This is a genomic window from Paenibacillus sp. 79R4 (assembly GCF_013393165.1).
Classification (GTDB): Bacteria; Bacillota; Bacilli; order Paenibacillales; family Paenibacillaceae; genus Fontibacillus.
On sequence record NZ_QJOT01000004.1, the window covers coordinates 288,963 to 309,266 of the forward strand.

Annotated in this window: 12 protein-coding genes; 1 reads left to right on the top strand and 11 read right to left on the bottom strand. The window is 46.3% G+C overall.

Annotation, left to right across the window (positions count from 1 at the left end; all coding sequences use genetic code 11):
- Nucleotides 1-738 precede the first annotated feature (738 nt).
- The 10 genes from DMN77_RS07345 to adhE form a co-directional block, all read right to left on the bottom strand.
- The gene (locus DMN77_RS07345) at nucleotides 739-3,033 is read right to left on the bottom strand and encodes a copper amine oxidase N-terminal domain-containing protein (protein ID WP_179014195.1); all 2,295 of its coding nucleotides are present in this window, start codon (nucleotides 3,031-3,033) and stop codon (nucleotides 739-741) included.
- A gap of 283 nt (nucleotides 3,034-3,316) precedes the next feature.
- A complete protein-coding gene (gene nagZ, locus DMN77_RS07350; protein ID WP_179014197.1) occupies nucleotides 3,317-4,921 on the bottom strand; it encodes a beta-N-acetylhexosaminidase in 1,605 nt (534 codons plus the stop codon).
- A 172-nt stretch (nucleotides 4,922-5,093) separates the two neighbouring features.
- On the bottom strand, nucleotides 5,094-6,710 hold the full coding sequence (locus tag DMN77_RS07355) for a response regulator transcription factor (RefSeq protein WP_068781871.1): 1,617 nt from the start codon (nucleotides 6,708-6,710) through the stop codon (nucleotides 5,094-5,096).
- Entirely contained in the window at nucleotides 6,685-8,532 is a 1,848-nt protein-coding gene (locus DMN77_RS07360) for a cache domain-containing sensor histidine kinase (protein WP_068781872.1), read from the bottom strand. The genes DMN77_RS07355 and DMN77_RS07360 overlap by 26 nt, the downstream gene beginning before the upstream one ends.
- A gap of 27 nt (nucleotides 8,533-8,559) precedes the next feature.
- The gene (locus DMN77_RS07365) at nucleotides 8,560-9,387 is read right to left on the bottom strand and encodes a carbohydrate ABC transporter permease (protein ID WP_068781873.1); all 828 of its coding nucleotides are present in this window, start codon (nucleotides 9,385-9,387) and stop codon (nucleotides 8,560-8,562) included.
- Nucleotides 9,387-10,271: a carbohydrate ABC transporter permease gene (locus DMN77_RS07370; RefSeq protein ID WP_068781874.1), complete on the bottom strand. Its 885-nt coding sequence runs from the start codon at nucleotides 10,269-10,271 to the stop codon at nucleotides 9,387-9,389. The genes DMN77_RS07365 and DMN77_RS07370 overlap by 1 nt, the downstream gene beginning before the upstream one ends.
- A gap of 141 nt (nucleotides 10,272-10,412) precedes the next feature.
- On the bottom strand, nucleotides 10,413-11,792 hold the full coding sequence (locus DMN77_RS07375) for an ABC transporter substrate-binding protein (protein WP_179014205.1): 1,380 nt from the start codon (nucleotides 11,790-11,792) through the stop codon (nucleotides 10,413-10,415).
- 213 nt (nucleotides 11,793-12,005) lie between these two features.
- Nucleotides 12,006-12,746, bottom strand: coding sequence for a pyruvate formate-lyase-activating protein (gene pflA / locus DMN77_RS07380; RefSeq protein WP_068781876.1), 741 nt, complete (start codon nucleotides 12,744-12,746; stop codon nucleotides 12,006-12,008).
- Nucleotides 12,747-12,819: 73 nt separating this feature from the next.
- Nucleotides 12,820-15,090 carry a formate C-acetyltransferase gene (gene pflB / locus DMN77_RS07385; RefSeq protein ID WP_068781877.1) on the bottom strand — a complete coding sequence of 757 codons (2,271 nt, stop codon included), beginning with the start codon at nucleotides 15,088-15,090 and terminating at the stop codon, nucleotides 12,820-12,822.
- Nucleotides 15,091-15,335: 245 nt separating this feature from the next.
- Nucleotides 15,336-17,954, bottom strand: coding sequence for a bifunctional acetaldehyde-CoA/alcohol dehydrogenase (gene adhE / locus DMN77_RS07390; protein ID WP_068781878.1), 2,619 nt, complete (start codon nucleotides 17,952-17,954; stop codon nucleotides 15,336-15,338).
- 459 nt (nucleotides 17,955-18,413) lie between these two features.
- Between adhE and DMN77_RS07395 the strand changes: the two genes are divergently transcribed.
- Nucleotides 18,414-19,130: a Crp/Fnr family transcriptional regulator gene (locus DMN77_RS07395; protein WP_068781879.1), complete on the top strand. Its 717-nt coding sequence runs from the start codon at nucleotides 18,414-18,416 to the stop codon at nucleotides 19,128-19,130.
- Nucleotides 19,131-19,249: 119 nt separating this feature from the next.
- Here the strand turns inward: DMN77_RS07395 and hemH are convergent, their stop codons facing one another.
- Nucleotides 19,250-20,260 carry a ferrochelatase gene (hemH, locus tag DMN77_RS07400; protein ID WP_179014206.1) on the bottom strand — a complete coding sequence of 337 codons (1,011 nt, stop codon included), beginning with the start codon at nucleotides 20,258-20,260 and terminating at the stop codon, nucleotides 19,250-19,252.
- Between the last annotated feature and the right edge of the window lie 44 nt (nucleotides 20,261-20,304).

Genomic DNA, 20,304 nt, shown 5'->3' on the forward strand with positions numbered 1-20,304 from the left:
CTGAGCTACCTTCCATGCGTCTTTTACACTACATCTCTCTTAATAATGCCGCAAAAATTGTCCTCCGTCAATGCAACAAGCCCCGTTGTCAATAACCAACGCAAATCCGTATATGTTATGGCAGCGTTTTGTACGATCGTCCAATGTTGTACTTGTAGCGGACAACAACGCTCAAAAGTGAAAAGCAGTCTTTTTCAGATTTTAACGGTCATCGCAGTCGCTTTAACGCTAGAAACATAGATAAACGATGCGATTTTACCAAATTACCTGTCTACATGTCCGCTAGAAACTATAATCTGTGAAATTTCCCTAATATGTCCACAATAAATGAGTTCATAAGTAGTTCTCCCTTCTAAATCTACGAATCCTCAGCACACAAAAAAACGCTCCAATACGGCAACCCTAAACGGATGCTCATATTAAAGCGGCATGTGCTTCATAGCGATTATATAATATTGATTTAAGTATGCTGCGTAATGGTCAAGACTACAAATGGCACATAATACTCATTAATCCAGTTATCGTTAACCCGGTCTTCTTCTTTGGAATTTTTACATATCAATCATGACCATCCGTCAAATGAACTACGCTCCAATTGTTAGACACCATCCAACAAATTAGAGATTTAAAATTGCAGGTATTTTTTTCGCACACTTCGCAAGTTCAACCTGGCTTAAAGATACAACAAAAAAGCGTCCCAAGCCATCATAAATGACTTGGAACGCTTCTAGTAGTAAATTATTGCTTCACTTCAGGCAACGGCTGGAGCAGCAGGTTAACGGACAAGTTGCTGCCCGGTGCAGCTGTGAAGACAAATTCAACGGTCTGTTCGCGATCACCTGTGCGGAACAACACGTTGGCATCATTCGGCGCGCTCAGCGAGCCTCCTGTAGACAATTGTACGATATCGCCGTTCACCATGATCGAACCGGAATATCTGCCACCACGCGGATTAAACGTAATCAGTGTATTTGGAGCCACACGATACAGCTTCACTTTATACAGCACTCCAAAGTTGCCCGCATTCAGCTTATAAGCATTTGTTATGCCATCATACCCAACCTGGAACGGATCATTTGAATTGTCACCGATAAGCAGTCTTTGGCGGGTAGTTCCAACCAGATCACTATATTGCAAATATCGAGTCGAATCCTCATAGGTTCCACGATTGTGAACATCTTCCTTCAAGTTTGGAAGGGACAGCGATTGTGCAATAGCTAGAGGATCTTTATTAGGATCAATCATGATTACATTAAATTCCAATTCCTGATCGCTGTTCATATCAGCAAATAGGGATATTACGTCTCCCTGCTTCATCGTTGTAGCATTAAGCTCAGTCATAATAACCTTGCTCTCGCCTGGAGCAATCCAAACATCCTTATATTGGGCGCCGCTTTGCAAGGATTTGTAGTATCGTTCAACCGAAACTTTTCCGGCAGCTGTTGCATACTGGCTTGGTCCACCAAAACCGAGGCTAGTCTGGGTCAGACGAGTCGTTGTCTCATTCTTATTCGTAGCAACAACATACATCTTCATATTCTTGCCTGTGGCGTTAACATGGTGAACCATAAAGCGAATTGCGCCGCTTGCCGTCTCTTTATATACTCTACCTTCCGAATATACGGTCTCCGGGCTGTTGCTGCGGATCAATGTTACAGGATCGGAAGAAATCGAGTAGTTCACTCTCTCCCAAGATGGAACAGATGTGCCGTCAAAAGCGTATTTCTCCCCAATCGGCGTGAATAATTTATTGAAATCGTCGCGATTATACAACGTCTCGTTCGTGATTGTGATCGTACGTTCCACCGTTGAAGATAGTCCGAATACATTGACTACCTTCAGTCGGATCGTCATTTGCCCCGGCGTAAAGAAGGCGCGCTCATTGTTCTCCCATACGACTTCCTTGATGCCTACCTCATCTGAACTAAGGTCAGTATAAGTGATCAGTTCACCCATCTTATACGTATCTTTGTCCGTCATGAAATTGGCAAGAGGGGGAGTATGCGGCTTCCCAACGTGAATGGTCAGAGAGAACGGATCACTCCACTGCCCATTAGAATCCTGAACACGGTAAGTCACCGTGTAGGCCCCCGGGTCCATGAACTTATCCTGACGTCCTGTCCACTCCTCATTTATGATCTGAAGCCCGTTCGGGGAATAGGAATTTGTCAAGTATTGAACGTCTGTTTCCCCTGCGATCACTTCCTTGTTGCCAATCGAGAAGGAAGCTACAGGTTTCGTCGATAGATTCAGAATTACGCGCTTCCCCACATTATCTACGGAATATTGAATGCCAAGCGCTTTAGTAATTGCCGTCAATGGCACCATAAAATTGTTCTTGGCAGAGTAAGACTTGCCCTTCATCGTTGTCACGACACCGTTAACCCGATAATTCGTCGTATTCAGCTTGAAGCGAAGCTCATCACTCCCCCGTGAGATAATCGTCTCTTTTGTACTATTGTCAAAAGAAAGCTGTAAACCGGCACGCTCTACAATCGCTCGGATAGATACGTAGGAGACGCCATCCTTGACTTCCATCGGATAGCCCGCTATGTATTCTTTGCCGTTCTGGTACATCTTGTTGCTATTCATCATAAGAACCAACTGTCCGGCTCCTGCGTTAGCTGCATTCGTATTCGCATTGTTCCCCGTTGTCGTAGCAGGATCGGTCGTTGAAGGATTCGTGCCATCGACATCCTGGCCTTCGTCAGTCCCGGTCGGTTGCTCCGTCTGGCCCTCTTCCGCACCGTTATTATCACCGGTTCCCTCGGTCTTGCCGTTCTCTCCAGTGACAGATGTGTTCTGATCCGTCGAATCATCGTTAGTCGCTTGACCTTCTTGACCAGAATTCGTTGTATCGCTATTCGGAGTGGCAGCATCGTTAGCTCCCAAATTATTTGATGTAACAGAAGATTGCTGCCCCACAACGCTAACCGGATCTTGCTTAACCGCTTCTTCAGCGCTTACGGGAATAACCATTGCTAATTGTGACGCAATAATAATCGTAGTAATAATTAATTTTTTGAAATTCATGTCTAGCTCCTTCTACTCCCATTTTGTCTCTCTGACAACCACATAATGTTAAACGCATGTAAACGAAAAAAGTTGCTTCTTGTCAAAAAATAAAAAAACAACAACGAAGTTATTGTATCTGACATTCCAGATATTTACCAGATTAATTTCTGTTGTTGATCTATTTATCTATTATTTGTGTTGTTATCCTGCGATTCCCCCTGACTTTCCTCATAAAAATAGGCCGGCAAAGAACGATCTCTCTGCCAGGCCTAGACTATAATTATATTAATTAGTTCCCTGATTAATTCAACTTCAGGCTAACCGGAAGTTTTCCTTGCGGGTTAAATTCACCCATCAATACTTTGGCAACGGCATCCAGAGAGAATTGGCGATTTTCGTATAAGCAGATATACGTGCCCACATCCTTAAATGATTCGACATCATACGGATTCCGGGTCGAAATCACGACAACATTGGAGCCGTGCATTCGATTCAGCGCATTGACCAGGTGGCTCTGTCCTTCCGGAATCCCGCCTTCCGCCGTGTAGGTGACCACGACAATTTGTTCAAAATCAGTGCTTCGCTTCAGCACCTCCAGCACCTCCTCTTCATCCGGGCGTGTTCCGATTACCGATAAGCTGACCTTGTCGCTATAGGGCTGCAAAGCGTTGAGCAGTGTGTATTGATGTACCGAAGGCTCATCAACCTCAGTGCGATGCCGCAGCTCCGGCCAGATGACCAGCAGAGGCTTCTGTCCGCTCAGGGGCAGATTGCCGGAATCCCGTACAAGCGTTACACTACGCTCGGCAACTTCCCTTATCAACGCCTCACTATTCGCTTGAGGCGTCAGTGGAACAGGTACACTCTGAGGGTCGGTCCCCGTGGAAGAAGAGATTCGCTTCGCCTTCAATTCCAAAATCCGCTGCAGCGATTGATCGATTCGATCTTCACTGATTCGGCCATTTGCGACCGCTTCCCGCACTGCTTCAATAGCGGCAATCTGATCGCCAAGCGTGTGACTGACCAGCACAAGATCGGCCCCCGCCTCAATGGCCCGCACCGCTCCTTCGGCGATACCGCAGCTCTTAGCTATAGCATGCATCTCCAGGCAATCCGTTACGATAACACCGTCAAAGCTCATTTCTTCGCGCAAAAGCTCTGTCAGCACACGATGCGACAAGGTAGCCGGGATCTCTTCCTTCTCAAAGGCCGGAAAGATGACATGCGCTGTCATCACCGCATCGGCCCCCGCTTCAATCGCCTTGCGGAAAGGCAGCAATTCGATTTGGTGCAGCCTTTCCTTGTCATGCGGCACAACAGCCAGGCCAAGATGCGAGTCCACCGCCGTATCCCCATGCCCTGGGAAATGCTTAACCGTCGCAATGACGCCATGCTCTTGATAACCGCGGGTGGCTGCTACGCCGTGCCCGGCTACCTTGGCAGGATCCTCGCCAAAGGATCTGACACCGATGACTGGATTGGCCGGATTGTTATTCACATCAATACATGGAGCAAAGTTCATGTTGATACCAAGCGCCAGCATCTCCTCAGCAGCCAGCTTGGCTACATCATAGGTCAATTGCAGATCGTCTACGGCTCCAAGCGTCATATTCCCAGGAATCCGGCTAATTCCGTCATGATCGAGACGGGCAACCATCCCACCTTCCTGGTCGATCGATATAATGAGCGGAACCTCGGAATGGCTGCGCGGAAGCTTCTGCAGATTGTGCGACAAAGCGGCAAGCTGACGCACCGATTCAACATTGCGACGGAAGTATACAACACCGCCGACATGATATTCCCCAGTTAATGCAGCTATTTGCTCATCAGGCGTCAAGCTATGAAATCCGCAAATAAACAATTGCCCAATCTTCTGCTCAAGAGTCCACTGAGTCAAGTCCAACATTATTCACCTTCCCATTTTTAGAGGTATTTTGAAATCACCCTTTATGTAAGAAAACCAACCGAGGCCACTTCAGGGAGAAGCGACCGCGATTTAACGGCAGGTTCTCTTGCCACACAAAATTTCATCAGCACAGCTGAGAACTTATATATTTTATTTTATTAAACCCCTGTTATTAAGATGCCGGCGAGTCCTTCAAACGATATTCTGACGGAGTCATACCGGTATACTTTTGGAACACCTTGGTAAAGTAACGACGCTCCTGATAACCTACCTCAGCACCGATCTGTGTGATCGACTTCTCACTGCCGCTTAGCATATACTTCGCCGTCTCAATCCGTTGTCTCGTTAAATACTCCACAAAGGTCTCCCCAAAATGATTTTTGAAGAGCAAACAGAAATAACTGCAGCTAATGCCAAGAAAATCGGAAATATCCTCGATACCAAAGTCAGAGCCCAGATTCTGCTGAATATAGTTCTGCGCCGACATCATCAGTACCTCCGACGATTTCTTCGTTGAGAGCGAATCCTTATAGCGCTCAATCAGTGAGACGATCAACGATATCAGTTCCTTGACGCTAAGCGATTCCTGAAGCCGCAACCAGACGGCTTCCTCTTGTTCTCCAGGGAGCATCTGCATCTCGCGCATTTCACGCAATAAATGAATCAGCAAGTAATACAACAGCTTCTCGGCCCTGCCGACCGAGGTTTCATTCAGACGGGCTACATAAGCTTTCAAATCGCTGATCATTTGCGTCATCGCTTCATAATTGCCATTTCGCAGGCCGCTGCCGAATTGCTCAACCCAGTGCCACTGCGCATCTACTACGCCAAGATCGCCGCCAGGAACAGGCTCAAACAGATCTTCGCTCACATTTGAAATATCGGTAAACCATCCCTGCGACGGGTTCAGAATCAAAATCTGCTGCATGCGCTGATAAACCGCGGATATCTCACTCAAGGAATGAGGTGCTTGCCCCAGACACATACGAATGAGCATATGCGGCTTGTCTTTAACTATCGCCTGCAGGTTCTCATGCACCAAGCTCAGGGCTTCCATCGCTACAGGCTGATTTACAACGGTGTCGAAGATGATGCACCATTCTCCTTCGCGGACCTGAAGCACCGTGTAATCTCTGAGCAGGGGCAGGAACAGCTCCTTCAATTTCAGTTTGATCTCCAGATTCCAGGCCTTCCGTTCAGGGGCAGGCCAGGAGATGGACTCGTGCGCGTATCCGTCCATATCGAGCAGCAGGACAGCATAGCTGTCCGGATGAACCGCGCCTTCTTCATCCTGCCACAATTCATCCTCTTTGACAGCCTCTTGTCCCAATAAGGAATGAATCAGAATATTCTCATTAGCCAGGGAAGCTACCCGGCTTAAAAGCTGCTCTTTGTTCTTCTGCTTCTTCTTCTCGATGATCTGCTTTGCCAGCTTCCTTACCGTGTCTTCCAGTTCGAAGTAGTTGATCGGCTTGCAAATATAATCGCGAACCCCGTAGCGGATTGCGGTACGTGCATATTCAAATTCCTGATAGCCTGTCAGAAGAAGGATTTCCCCGGTTAACCCCTGTTCTCTAACCCTCTGGATCAGCGTCAAACCATCCATTACCGGCATTCGGATATCACATAAAATCAAATCGGGATGATGCAGGGTGGCCGCCTCCAGAGCGTCCACACCATTTTTAGCCAAGCCGATAATTTCAAAGCCCAGATCCTCCCAAGGCAGCACTTTCGATAGATTGTTCAGGATATGAACCTCATCATCAACCAATAACGCCTTCAGTCTCATTTTTATCACCCAATTCATATTTAGGAATCACACATTGAATCACCGTACCGTATCCAGGCTGCGAGCAGATGAACAACCCGTATCTCACTCCGTATTTAAGCCGGAGACGATCATACACACTTCTCAGGCCCAGGCCTCTTCGTTCATGACTTGGATAAGCGCCGGATTCATGGTAGGCCGGATTATCCCAATCCAGGTATTGAATCTTGGACAGCGCTTCGTTCGTCATCCCAATTCCATTATCCTCAACCCGAAGCGTAATCCGATCCGCCTCCATCCTTCCAGTGACCTTGATCATCCCCTGATATTCGATCCCTTCAAAACCGTGCTGGATGCTGTTCTCCACAAGCGGCTGAAGGGTAAGCTTGAGCAGCTGACAGCCCATCATTTCATCCGGAATATCAATTTCATAGTCGAACAGATCATCAAATCTGAACTTTTGAATCTCCAAATAATTTTTTAAATGTTCGATTTCCAGGTTGAGGCTAATCTCCTCCTTGTCCTGAATGCTGATCCGTAAAATGTTGGCAAGCCGCAGCACCATCTCGCTAACCTTGCGGCCTTCATTCTGGACAGCCAGAACATTAATAGATTCCAGTGTATTAAATAGAAAATGCGGCTTGATCTGGGCTTGCAGCACCCGCAGCTCAGCATTCGCCTTCTGAAACTGCTCCCTTTTGACCTGCTCGAACAATTCATTGATTTTGACCATCTGGTTGTTAAAGCCTTGCTGCAGGAGCAATAGCTCATCATCGCCCTTCTCATCCACGCGCGCGCTCAAGTCCCCATCCTCAACCTTGCGCATGAATCTGACGATGACGCCAATCGTGCCTGTAATCCGGTTCATAAACAACAGGTTAAACAGCAGGGCGGTCACAACGCAGACGAAGAAGATAATCACGAACCAATTGGCAAAAGTGACAACCTCACGCGACAAATAACGCCATGATGTTACAGAGACGAGCTTCCAAGGATACTCCTTCAAGTCATAGGCCGAGATAACGCTCTCTGTCCCATTGAACTTGGCCTTGAAGCTCTGATAATTCCCGCCGTCCTCAAGCTTTTTCATAATGTTCGGTTCCAAGGATTGCCCAACCATTTCGGATTGATAATCATATAAGACCTGGCCCTTGTTATTGACCAGCATGAAGCGTGTATCCTTCATACTGCTGCCCAGCCTGAGGCTCTGAAATATTTTCTCAAATTCCCAGTTTTTAATCTGAACAACCAGAATACCTACGCTGCGCAGATTGTTCAAATCTTTAATCAAGCGGATCTGCGTAAATACATTGTCCGAACCGGTTAATTCAGGATATTCATGAGGAGCAATCCATAACGGTACGCCTTTTAGCGATACAACCTCATTATACAAAGGATGCTCCTTGAACTGTTCATAGGGTAAGGTCTGAAAATTTTCTTTGTTGAAAATTGTAATCACATTCGATCCGGCACGCCCATGTACATTGTACAAAAACGCATAATCAATCGCTGGATGATTGTACAGCAGTGACCGGAAGTTCTTCTGGTTGGCATTGAGCTCAAGCTGCTGGCTTGATGCCGTCAAATCCTGCGAATCCGGGTCTTTGGCTATCAGCGCCTGTTGGAACACCCCTTTGGCAATGCCATTATCGGTTACATTATCCATTTCATAAAATACGTTCGTGATGCTATAGGCGATCGCCTTCAACGAATATTCCGACTGCTGACTATACTTCGTCTCTATCGAATTAAAGCTGACCAGAAACGTAATAATGCCCAGGATAAATAAGGGGATAATCACCAGCCCCAGAAAAGCGGTAAACAATTTAATTCGCAGATTCATATGCATGAGCTCCCGACCAATCCATAATTAGCCTTTGACGCTGCCCGCTGTGACCCCTTCAATAATTTGCTCTTGCAAAATCGCGTAGATAATCATAACTGGCAGAACGCTAAAGACAATCCCAGCGGACATTTGTGCGTAGTTCGTGTTGTAGGCGTCCCTGAAACCTACCATACCTACCGGAAGCGTTTTCAGCGCGTCGTTGGACAGGAAATAGTTCGCAAGCAAGAACTCGTTCCAGTTGCCCAGGAAGTTGATGATAAAGACAGTCACGATCGCCGGTATAGTTAGTGGTATTATTATTCTAACAAACAGTCCGGCAGAGCTCAATCCATCCATTACCGCCGCTTCCTCGATTTCACCCGGAAGAGATCGCATAAAAGCTGCCAGAATCACGACAGAGAATGGAATTGCATTAGCGACGTAAGGCAGGAGCAGAGCCATATGTGTATCGAGAATATCCAGCTTTCTCATGATTCCATAGATCGGAAGAAGCAAAGAGTTGTTCGGGATCAGCATCCCCAGTAAAATCAATTGAAACACAATTGCACTGATCTTATTATAGCGCATACGCGTTACGGCAAAGGACAGCATCGCTGCAAACAGAATCGATACGCAGGCAGCGATGACCCCAATATACAAACTGTTAAAGAAATAAGTGCTGATCTTTGCATTGACCCAAGCATTTACGTAATTATCAAATGAGATCGAGCCTGGAAGTCCGAACGGATTAGATGCGATATCCTGATTGTTCGTCTTAAATGAGGAGAAGATGACAAACAGGAACGGATACAGAATGATCAGCAAATAGGCCATTAGGAAAATGTGCGGAATAGTCTTCTTTATTGCTCTCATCAGTATTCAATCCTTTCCGTCCGTTTTGCTATCAAGACTTGATATAGTACTGTGATGATTATCGTAAATACGAAGATCAATACAGCGATGGAATTACCGAAGCCGTGTCTAAAGCTTGTAATCGCATAACGGATCATGTATGTTGCCATAACATCCGTCGAGCCTGCAGGACCGCCCTTCGTCATAACGAGCACAATATCCGCAGCCTTCATCGCACCAGCGATGGACAACATAATAACGACTGATACAATCGGCATAATGAGCGGAAGCGTGATTTTGATAGCTCTTTGGAATCCGGTTGCCCCGTCGATCGCCGCAGCCTCATCCAATTCTTTGGGAATCGAGAGAATAGCTGCAAGCACCATGACGATATAGAATCCGGTCCATTGCCAAGCATTTGTAATCAGGATCGATATCATGGCCCAGTTCTTATCAGACAGCCAATAGACTGGCGATACACCGAAAAGCCCAAGCACTTCATTCGCCAGACCAAAATCCGGGTTGTAGATGAAGCCCCACAAAATCCCGATAACTGCCGTTGACATAATCGATGGCATAAATACCGCTGTCTTATATAACCCCTTAAAGCGCTTCACGTTAGCTATTAACAATGAGAAGATAATAATGAGCGGAACTTGAATCAGACAGGAGAACAAAATAAAATAGACGTTATTTCTGACTGACTTCCAGAAAGCAAGATCGTTAAATGCCTGCACATAGTTATCAAATCCGATATAATGAACGTTCTTGGATATCCCGTTCCAGCTAGTGAAACTGTTGTTGACTGCTGTAAATACCGGATAGATAAAAAAGGCCAGAAACAAGATGAAGGCAGGCAGTATGAACAAGACATATATCAGCGGGTTTCTTAGTGCTTTATTCATGGTAACCTCCGTTGTAATCTTTGATATTTGTTTCTTCTGCTCCTAAATCTATCTATCTTTCCACTTAGACAGAAAGAACGCCCCCACAAAGTCGAGGCGGGTGGCGCCCTTTTCTAGCTAATAAAGTAGTTCAAAAAGTAATTACTCGCCGGCTGCATTGGCAGCATCTTGAGCGGCTTGCACGTTCTCCAGCATCTTCTGAGGATCGATTTCTCCTCCGATAATTTGCTGGATACCCATGCTCAGCGCTGTATTAACTTCTGCTTGAACAAGTGCATCAAAAGCCGGGAACGAAGTTCCGATTTCACTTACAGCCTTGAAAATATCCTGCATCAACGGATCGTCCGATGTTGTCTTCATTTGCTCCAGATCCATCTTCATGGCAGGAAGCACACCGTCTTCCTTCAGACCGCGAAGCTGCATTTCATCCGTCCACATGTTCTTGATAAATTCCTTCACTGCTGCCAATTTGCGAGGATCTTCAGCAACTGCGCTGGAGAAGCCGTAACCATTGTTGGCATCCTGCATAACTACGATAGGATCGCCTGCATTTACTGGCGGCATATTGAAGTAACCGATCTTACCAACCAGATCACCCGCTTGTGCCGGATCTCTGAATACCGAGTTCGCCCACGATCCGTCCATCATCATGATGGCTTCGCCGGTAATTACTTGGTTTCTCATATCTGCATATTCAAAACCAAGCTCGCCTTTCTTGAAGTAGCCTTTTTGTACCCATTCCTGATGTTTGGCAACAGCCTTCACCATGTTCTCATCTGTCCATTTTGTCTCGCCCGTCTTGAATCCATAAGTGATGTCCGGACCAGCATAGTAGGACCACAGGTTATTCGTTGTCATCAATGGAATCCAGGCATCCTTGGAGGCTTGAGCGAACGGAATCTTGCCGTCTGCTTTAATCTTCTCCGCAATCGCTTCCAATTCTGCGATGGTTGTAGGAACCGTTAGGCCCTTTTGTTCGAAATATTCTTTATTGTAGAAAATACCTTCGATTGAGCCGCCGATTGGCAGACCGTAAACCTTGCCATCTGTTGAAAATGGCGCCAAAGTGGTGAATTTGTCTTTGAGTCCGAGTTCATCAAGGATCGAAGTGATGTCGAGCATTAGGCCTTCTTTAGCATACAACGCTGCATCCGGGCTACCGAATACGTCAAACACTTCCGGCGGCTTACCCGCGGCCATTTCGCCTCTCAGCTTCTCCTTACGGTTAACTTCCGAATCCACACCGTCCAGCTTGATCTTTAATCCAGGAACTGCAGCTTCCGTCTTTTTCACTACATCTTCCAGAATAGCCAAGCGGAATTTCTTTGCTTCCCCAATTTGTGTGTGGCGAATCGTAATTTCAAACGGTTCGTCACTTACCTTTGCTTCGTTAGCAGGCTTGTTATTCGTTCCTGCATTGCCTTTGTCCGCCGTGTTCTTGTCGTTAGAACTTCCACAACCAGCAAGCAATGCTGAAGCTACGAAGAACAGGGATAGTAACAGCGTCAAACTCTTCTTCATATTTCTTTGGACCCTCCTCAAGATCGGTTTGTATGTTACATCTTCATTATAGAAAGCGATTCCATTCTTGATAAGGAGGACATTTTTCTATAATGGGGATAATATTATCTAGTTATAAAATAAGAAAAACGGTTAAATCTGACAAGTGACGTCAAATTCAACCGTTTGTGTGGGTTAGTAATATGAATTAAGTCATGTTAACTGACATAATGATTACTTCGCTGTAACTACCTGCTGCCGCCCCTCTTCGATCAGGCGATTCGCCCGTTCGATCTCCTCCGCTGTTGGAGAAGGAACGCCCTCCAGAGGGTAATCCCAACCAAGCTCCTGCCACTTATAAATCCCCATTGTATGGTAAGGAAGTATTTCAAACTTCTCTACACCATGGAGGCCGCCGATAAACTGGCCAAGATGAATCAAATCCTGTTCATCGTCGTGGATTCCCGGTACAAATACGTGACGAATCCACATTTTACGGTTATGCTCTGACAACCAGCGCGCCATTTTCAACATGCGATCATTGGGTTTGCCAGTCAATTTGATATGCTTCTCATTGTCGATGTGCTTCAAATCAAGCATGACCAAATCCGTCACATCCAGTAAATCGCGGATCTTATCGCCTTCATTATATCCGTTCGTATCCAGGCAAGTATGCAGGTTCCAGCGCTTCTTCACCTCTCGGAACAATTCAGTGACAAATGGCGCCTGTAGCGTCGCCTCTCCTCCGGATACGGTTAATCCGCCGCCTGACGAACGATAGTAGTTCAAATATGGCTCAATTTCAGCCAGAACCTCTTCCACTGTCATTTCCTTGCCTTCCGTCAGGCTCCAGGTATCGGGGTTATGGCAATATTGGCATTGCAGCAGGCAGCCCTGCATGAAGAGTACGAAGCGTATACCCGGTCCATCTACCGTTCCGAATGTTTCTAATGAATGAATACGACCTTTAAGCATATTGTTCGCCACCCTTTCTCATTGAGGCTGCCTGATGTATAGCCACAATCTCTAAGACTGTTCAGATCCGTTATTACATCGAACCGTGGAAGGTACGGTTAATAACGTCAAGTTGTTGTTCGCGAGTCAGCTTGATGAAGTTAACAGCATAACCCGATACGCGAATGGTCAATTGAGGATAATTCTCTGGATGTTCCATAGCGTCGATCAATTGCTCGCGGTCGAACACGTTAACGTTCAAGTGGTGAGCATCGCTGCCGAAATATCCATCCATCATCGATACGAGGTTGGATTTACGGATCTCAGGTTCTTTACCAAGCGCCTTAGGAACAATCGAGAAGGTATTCGAGATCCCATCCAAGCTGTGTTCGTAAGGAAGCTTAGCTACCGAGCTCAAGGAAGCAAGGGCGCCCTTCTTGTCGCGGCCATGCATTGGGTTTGCACCTGGTGCGAATGGTTCGCCAGCTTTACGTCCGTCTGGAGTGCTGCCTGTTTTCTTACCATATACGACGTTCGAAGTAATCGTCAAGATCGATTGTGTTGGCAACGAGTTACGGTAAGTTTTGTGCTTGCGGATCATGCCCATGAAGGACTCAACGAGCTTAACTGCAATATCATCCACTTTATTATCGTTGTTACCGTAGCAAGGATATTCGCCTTCGATTTCGAAGTCAACAGCGATGCCATTTTCGTTGCGAATCGGTTTAACCTTAGCGTATTTAATAGCGCTCAGGGAGTCAGTAGCTACCGACAAACCTGCGATACCGCAAGCCATCGTACGCAGAATGTCACGGTCATGCAATGCCATTTCAATGCGTTCGTAGCAGTATTTATCATGCATATAGTGAATAACATTCAAGGAGTTAACGTATGTCTTAGCCAGCCATTCCATCATTGGAATGTAGCGTTTCATAACTTCATCATAGTCCAGATATTCCGAAGTAATCGCTGGATATTCAGGACCTACTTGAGCGCCGGATTTTTCGTCTTTACCACCGTTGATTGCATACAGCAATACTTTAGCCAAGTTAGCGCGAGCGCCGAAGAACTGCATTTGTTTACCGATTCTCATAGCGGATACACAGCAAGCAATACCGTAGTCATCGCCATAGATCGGACGCATCAAATCGTCATTTTCGTATTGAATCGAACTTGTCTCGATCGATACATTGGCCGCAAATTTCTTGAACGCTTCAGGCAATTTCTCGGACCAAAGGACAGTCAGGTTAGGTTCTGGAGCAGGTCCCAGATTATAAAGTGTATGCAGGAAACGGAAGCTGTTCTTGGTTACCAGTGTTCTGCCGTCTTCAGACATACCGCCAATCGATTCAGTTACCCAAGTTGGGTCACCGCTGAACAGATCGTTGTATTCCGGAGTACGCAAGAACTTAACAATACGCAATTTCATAATGAAATGGTCAACTAATTCTTGAGCTGCTTCTTCAGTCAGCGTGCCTTCAGCCAAATCACGTTCAATATAAGCATCAAGGAACGAGGATACGCGGCCAAGCGACATTGCTGCACCGTCTTGTTCCTTAACAGCAGCGAGGTAACCGAAGTATACCCATTGAATCGCTTCTTTAGCATTTTCAGCCGGTCTGGAAATGTCGAAGCCGTACATTTGACCCAGTTCTTTCAATTCTTCCAAAGCACGAATTTGCTCGGAGAGCTCTTCACGAAGACGGATGACATCTTCATCGATCACATCAACTTCAAGGCTGAGCTTTTCTTGTTTCTTTTGCTTGATCAGGAAATTAATACCATAGAGTGCTACACGACGATAGTCGCCGATAATCCGGCCACGGCCGTAAGCATCTGGAAGACCTGTGATGATCCCCGCTTTGCGGCATGCTCTCATCTCAGTTGTATAAGCATCGAAAACACCTTGGTTATGTGTCTTGCGAATCTTTGTAAACAGTTCTACAATTTCACCCGGCAGATCAAATCCGTATGCTTGACAGGAGTTGAGAACCATGTTAATCCCGCCGAACGGATGAATTGTGCGTTTGAATGGCTCGTCTGCCTGCAAGCCAACGATTTGTTCCTTATCTTTATCCAAATAGCCAGCAGCATGTGAAGTAATGGCGGAAGGTGTGTTAACATCTACATCAAGTACGCCGCCTGCTTCGCGTTCTTTCTTGGTCAGATCAGAAATGATCTCCCAGAGCGCCTTGGTGTTAGCGGTAGCTCCTTGAAGGAAGGATTCATTTCCTTCATAGGAAGTAACGTTGTCTTGAATAAAATTCCGAACATTAACTTCTCTCATCCACTTGCCTGCTTTGAAGCCTCTCCATGCGGATTGAACTTCTTGATTACCTTTTACTTCTCTCTCAGTCACCGACATCTTTATTCCCTCCATATATATAGTTTGGAGCACGCGGTTGAAGGATATACTCGCGCCTCGTGATCCCTAAAATTTGTGATAATTTTCACATTTCATTCACTAATGAACCTATGAAAATCAATCACCTACTACTCAAATATGCGGGATCGTTTATGTCATAATCATACATCAATCCCGTATAAATGATCGTGACAAATATCACAATCAAAGTGATATTTGTCACGATTTTCCTTGCATTTGTTCAATTATTCGTCAAATCTTCCGTAGAAGGCATCGCGGTATACTTCCGCCAGTTCGGTAACCAATGGGAGCTTAGGATTTGCTGTTGTACATTGGTCTTCGAAGGCCCGGTCAGCCAAGTAATCTACCTTCGACTCGAAATCCTTCGGATCAAATCCGAGCTCCTGGAAGCTCTCAGGAATGCCAAGCTTTCTGTTCAAATCACGGATCGCATTGATCAAGCTCTTGATGCCTTCTTCTGTCGTGCGAGCCGGCAAGCCAAGAATGCGGGCGATTTCTGCATAACGCTCATCAGCCACGAAATGTCTGTATTTAGGCCAAGCTGCGAATTTGGTCGGTTTCTTGGCATTGTAGCGAATAACATGCGGCATCAGGATCGCATTCGTACGGCCATGCGCTGTATGATATTGTCCGCCCCATTTATGCGCCAAGCTATGGTTAATACCCAGGAACGCGTTGGCGAAAGCCATACCTGCCAATGTCGAAGCATTGTGCATCTTCTCGCGGGCCAGCTTGTCGCCGGTAAGCGCCGATTTCTCGAGGTACTGGAACACCAGTTGAATCGCTTTGATGGCCAGACCATCCGTGTAATCATTAGCCATTACCGAGACATAAGCTTCGATCGCGTGAGTCAATACGTCCATACCGGTATCTGCAACAGCGGTTTTTGGCAGTGTATATACGAACTCAGGATCGATAATAGCTACATCAGGAGTCAATTCATAGTCAGCCAAAGGATATTTCGTATTGCCGTTGATTTTATCAGTAATAACTGCGAACGATGTTACTTCCGAGCCGGTACCCGAAGTCGTTGGAATAGCCACGAATTTCGCTTTTTGACCAAGACGAGGGTATTTGTAAATCCGCTTGCGGATATCCATGAATTTTTGCTTCAGGTTGTGGAAGCTGGTGTCCGGATATTCGTAGAACAACCACATGCCTTTTGCAGCGTCCATCGGCGAACCGCCGCCTAGTGCGATAATGCAGTCCGGCTGGAATTTGCTCATCAGCTCAGTTCCGCGTTCCACCGTCGTTGTCGATGGATCCGGCTCTACATCGGCGAAGACCTCAATCGCAACCGGCGTTTGACGTTGGCGGAGATAATGCTCCACTCTTTCTACATATCCCAGTTTAACCATCATTGGGTCTGTCACGATCAACACGCGGCTGATGTCAGGCATTTTGGCCAGGTATTGAGTGGCTCCCTTTTCAAAATAAATCTTGTTTGGTACTTTGAACCATTGCATATTCACGGTACGATGATTCACCCTTTTCACGTTGATCAGATTGACGGCTGTTACGTTCGACGATGTCGAGTTGCGTCCATACGAGCCGCAGCCCAGTGTCAACGATGGCAGGTTCGTATTATAGATATCGCCGATACCGCCTTGCGAAGATGGCTGGTTAACCAAGATCCGGCAGGTAGGCATACGGTCAGAGAACTTCTTAATCACTTCATCATCGTTCGAATGGATAACCGAGGAGTGCCCCATTCCGCCGAACGATACGACTTCAAGCGCGAGGTTAATGCCTTGTTCTGCATTTTTCACCTTGTAGCAGGCCAATACTGGGCTAAGCTTCTCAGCGGACAATGGGAATTTAGGGCCTACACCATCGATTTCTGCTACAAGAATTTTAGTTCCTGCCGGTACATCGATCCCGCACATTTCAGCAATTTTTACAGCAGATTGACCAACAATCGCCGGATTCACAGCACATTTATCCGCAATAATCGCTCCCTTGGTCAATTTACCTGCTTCTTCTTTATTTACAAAATAGCATCCGTTAGCTATCATTTTCTTCTTTACTTGATCGAAGATCGGTTCTTCGATAATAACCGCTTGTTCAGAAGCACAAATCATGCCGTTGTCGAATGTCTTGGATAGGATGAGGTCATTGACGGCTTGATCGATGTCCGCGCTCTTCTCGATGAAGCATGGAACGTTACCAGGCCCTACGCCTAAAGCCGGTTTGCCGCAGCTGTATGCCGCCTTAACCATTGCGGAACCACCGGTGGCCAGGATGCAGGCAATGTCGTTATGATTCATCAGTGCATTCGTACGGTCCATGGATGGATTCTCGATCCATTGAATGCAATCGGCAGGTGCGCCATGTTTAACCGCTGCATCAAGCAGGATTTGGGCTGCTTCAGCACTGCAACGTTGAGCGGATGGATGGAATCCGAAAATAATCGGGTTACGAGTCTTGATCGCGATAAGGGCTTTGAAGATTGTCGTCGATGTCGGGTTGGTTACCGGTGTGATCCCCATGATGATACCAACCGGCTCGGCGATTTTCTGGAAGCTGTCAAATTCATTGTCTTCAATAACACCAACCGTCTTATCATACTTGATGCTGTGGTAGATGTATTCGGTAGCGAACATGTTCTTAATGATCTTGTCCTCGTACACGCCGCGGCCCGTTTCTTCTACGGCCATCTTTGCCAAGTACATATGTTTGTCTAGACCAGCAAGCGCCATTGCCTGTACGATGGAATCAATTTGTTCCTGATCCATACTCATGAAAGCTTCTTGTGCTTTGTTTGCTTTGTCAATCAACGTTTGAACATACTCTTGCGCAGTTGGCTGTTGGACCTTGGTCGCAACTTCATTTTTAACGGCCATCTCTCTCATCCTCCTAAAGTTAATGGATGCACCTGTCTTTTAAACTTCGTGAAATGTTTCACTTTCAGGTCCATCCCTCGGAAGCTTTGTGCTTCTCTTTATGATTTGATCATAGCATATCGATTTTCGTTTGTATAGTGAATTTTTTCACATAGTTTAAAATAGTTGAAAACTTTCATCTTTCGGTGTATATTTTCAACATGTTCTTACATATATTATGCTCCATTTTGCCCGGGATCCAAACTTTAAGCAATTTAACAAACTAAGTTTCACGTTTAGTAAACCTGTTTGCAGTTGGATAACGCTTCCGAAGTGAAATTAGTCACAATGTTAAAAATTAGACACTTTTTGACGTATTAGAGGCAACCCAAAATCAAATAATCGTTATATAATTAATTTAAAATAATTTAAAATTTTCAGAAAATTTAGGACAAATTCGTATAAAAGGGGAAATCGATGATGAGTGAAAGCGTAAATACCACCATGCCCCGCGGCAATACAAGTTGTTTCTCCGAGCAAAACTTCAATAGGCTTCTTGTTACGATGAAGGATAAATCTTATCCCGAGGGGACGCATCTTTTCTGGGAAGGCGATCTTTCCGATAAGCTATTCTACATTAAGCGCGGGCGAGTAAAATTAACCAAATCCACCGATGAAGGCAAAGAACTCATTCTATATATGTACGGTCGCGGCGATCTGGTCGGACAGGCCGATCCTTTCTTTAGTATGAAGCACAGCTTTACCGCTGAAGTGATTGAAGACAGCGAGGTTGGTGTCATCGAGCAGAAGGACCTGGAGATCATGATCTGTCAGCATTGCGATTTTTCAATCGATTTCATGAAGTGGATGGGAATCCATCACCGGCTGACCCAGACTAAATTCCGCGACTTGATGATGTACGGCAAACCTGGTGCGCTCACTTCTACTTTGATCCGTCTTAGCAATACTTACGGTGAGCCTTATGGAGACTCCATTCTGATTAACAAGAAAATCACGCATACCGACTTGTCCAACATGATCGGTGCTACGCGTGAGAGCGTCAACCGTATGCTCAGCGATCTGCGCAAGAAAGATGCGCTTGAATATGTGAATGGCATGATCGTCATTAAAGACCTTGTTATGCTGCAGGACATGTGCCACTGTGAGCTCTGTCCAAATGAAATCTGCCGGATCTGACGATCGGTCCGGCACCATCCCCTTAACCTTCATCTTCTCCAACGGAAGATGAAGGTTTTTTTGTATCGATCCATCCTATTGGTAGCGTAAGCCGAATTACACCTGCTCACTTCATTCGTTCAGTCTGTCCAGCCCATAGCATTCTTCTCCACCTGCAAGGATAGAAAATCTAACCACTGCACATGATCATTCAGGCAAGGGGCCGCGAGGAAATGCCCAGCTTCTCCACCTCCGGCAGCAAATTGCTCTCTTCCTTCGATCGCCAGCTCATGCAGCGTCTCCAAGCAATCCGTAACAAGTCCGGGGGAGAAGATCAGCGGCCTCTTGATCCCCCTTCCTGCCAATTGTCCAAGCACTTCACTCGTTGCCGGTCCTACCCACTCCTCCGGTCCAAAGCGCGATTGGAAGGTCACCTCATAACGATCCGGGGCCCAGCCCATCGCGTTAGCAAGCAGCCTGGCCGTCTCCATACATTGCTCTGGATAGGGATCGCCTGTAGCGACATATCGCTTCGGTATTCCATGGAAGCTAAGTACATAATAATCCGGGGCATCAGCCATCTCCTCCAAATAACGGGACAGATGTGACTGCATTGCCGATATGTAGCCAGGTTCGCTATAATATGCGTCCACGAAGCGCAGGGCTGGCACAAAACGTTTGGACACCGAACCGTTAGCACTTCTCCTTCCAAGTGCCGCGAAGCAGGCTTGATCATATACTGAAGCGCTCGTGGTCGATGAATACTGCGGGAATAAAGGAACAATAATAATGCGTGTGATGCCCGCTGATTCCAAGCTAGCCATCGCCTGTTCCATGCTTGGTTCACTATAGGCCAAAGCCAGTTCAACCTGGTACTCGGCTCCAAGTCGGGATTGCAAGCCAGCTTGCTGAGCCAGCGAATGGATTAGCAGCGGCGAGCCTTCCTCCTGCCAGATTTCACGGTACAGCTTAGCAGATTTCCGCGGTCTCGCACGCAAAATAATTCCCCTTAGCAGCGGTTGCCATAGCCATGGAGAGTAATCGATCACCCGCCGATCCGACAGAAAACGGCGCAGATAAGGACGTACGAATTTGGATGTCGGCTCCAGAGGGGTACCGATTTGTGATAATACAACTCCGATAGGAGACATTTCTCAGCGCTCCCTTCTATATCTTAATGCGACCCTAACGTAGC

Coding starts and splice junctions, on each gene's coding strand:
- DMN77_RS07345 (WP_179014195.1), bottom strand. CDS start 3,033: ATGAATTTCAAAAAATTAATTATTACTACGATTATTATTGCGTCACAA.
- nagZ (WP_179014197.1), bottom strand. CDS start 4,921: ATGTTGGACTTGACTCAGTGGACTCTTGAGCAGAAGATTGGGCAATTG.
- DMN77_RS07355 (WP_068781871.1), bottom strand. CDS start 6,710: ATGAGACTGAAGGCGTTATTGGTTGATGATGAGGTTCATATCCTGAAC.
- DMN77_RS07360 (WP_068781872.1), bottom strand. CDS start 8,532: ATGAATCTGCGAATTAAATTGTTTACCGCTTTTCTGGGGCTGGTGATT.
- DMN77_RS07365 (WP_068781873.1), bottom strand. CDS start 9,387: ATGAGAGCAATAAAGAAGACTATTCCGCACATTTTCCTAATGGCCTAT.
- DMN77_RS07370 (WP_068781874.1), bottom strand. CDS start 10,271: ATGAATAAAGCACTAAGAAACCCGCTGATATATGTCTTGTTCATACTG.
- DMN77_RS07375 (WP_179014205.1), bottom strand. CDS start 11,792: ATGAAGAAGAGTTTGACGCTGTTACTATCCCTGTTCTTCGTAGCTTCA.
- pflA (WP_068781876.1), bottom strand. CDS start 12,746: ATGCTTAAAGGTCGTATTCATTCATTAGAAACATTCGGAACGGTAGAT.
- pflB (WP_068781877.1), bottom strand. CDS start 15,090: ATGTCGGTGACTGAGAGAGAAGTAAAAGGTAATCAAGAAGTTCAATCC.
- adhE (WP_068781878.1), bottom strand. CDS start 17,954: ATGGCCGTTAAAAATGAAGTTGCGACCAAGGTCCAACAGCCAACTGCG.
- DMN77_RS07395 (WP_068781879.1), top strand. CDS start 18,414: ATGAGTGAAAGCGTAAATACCACCATGCCCCGCGGCAATACAAGTTGT.
- hemH (WP_179014206.1), bottom strand. CDS start 20,260: ATGTCTCCTATCGGAGTTGTATTATCACAAATCGGTACCCCTCTGGAG.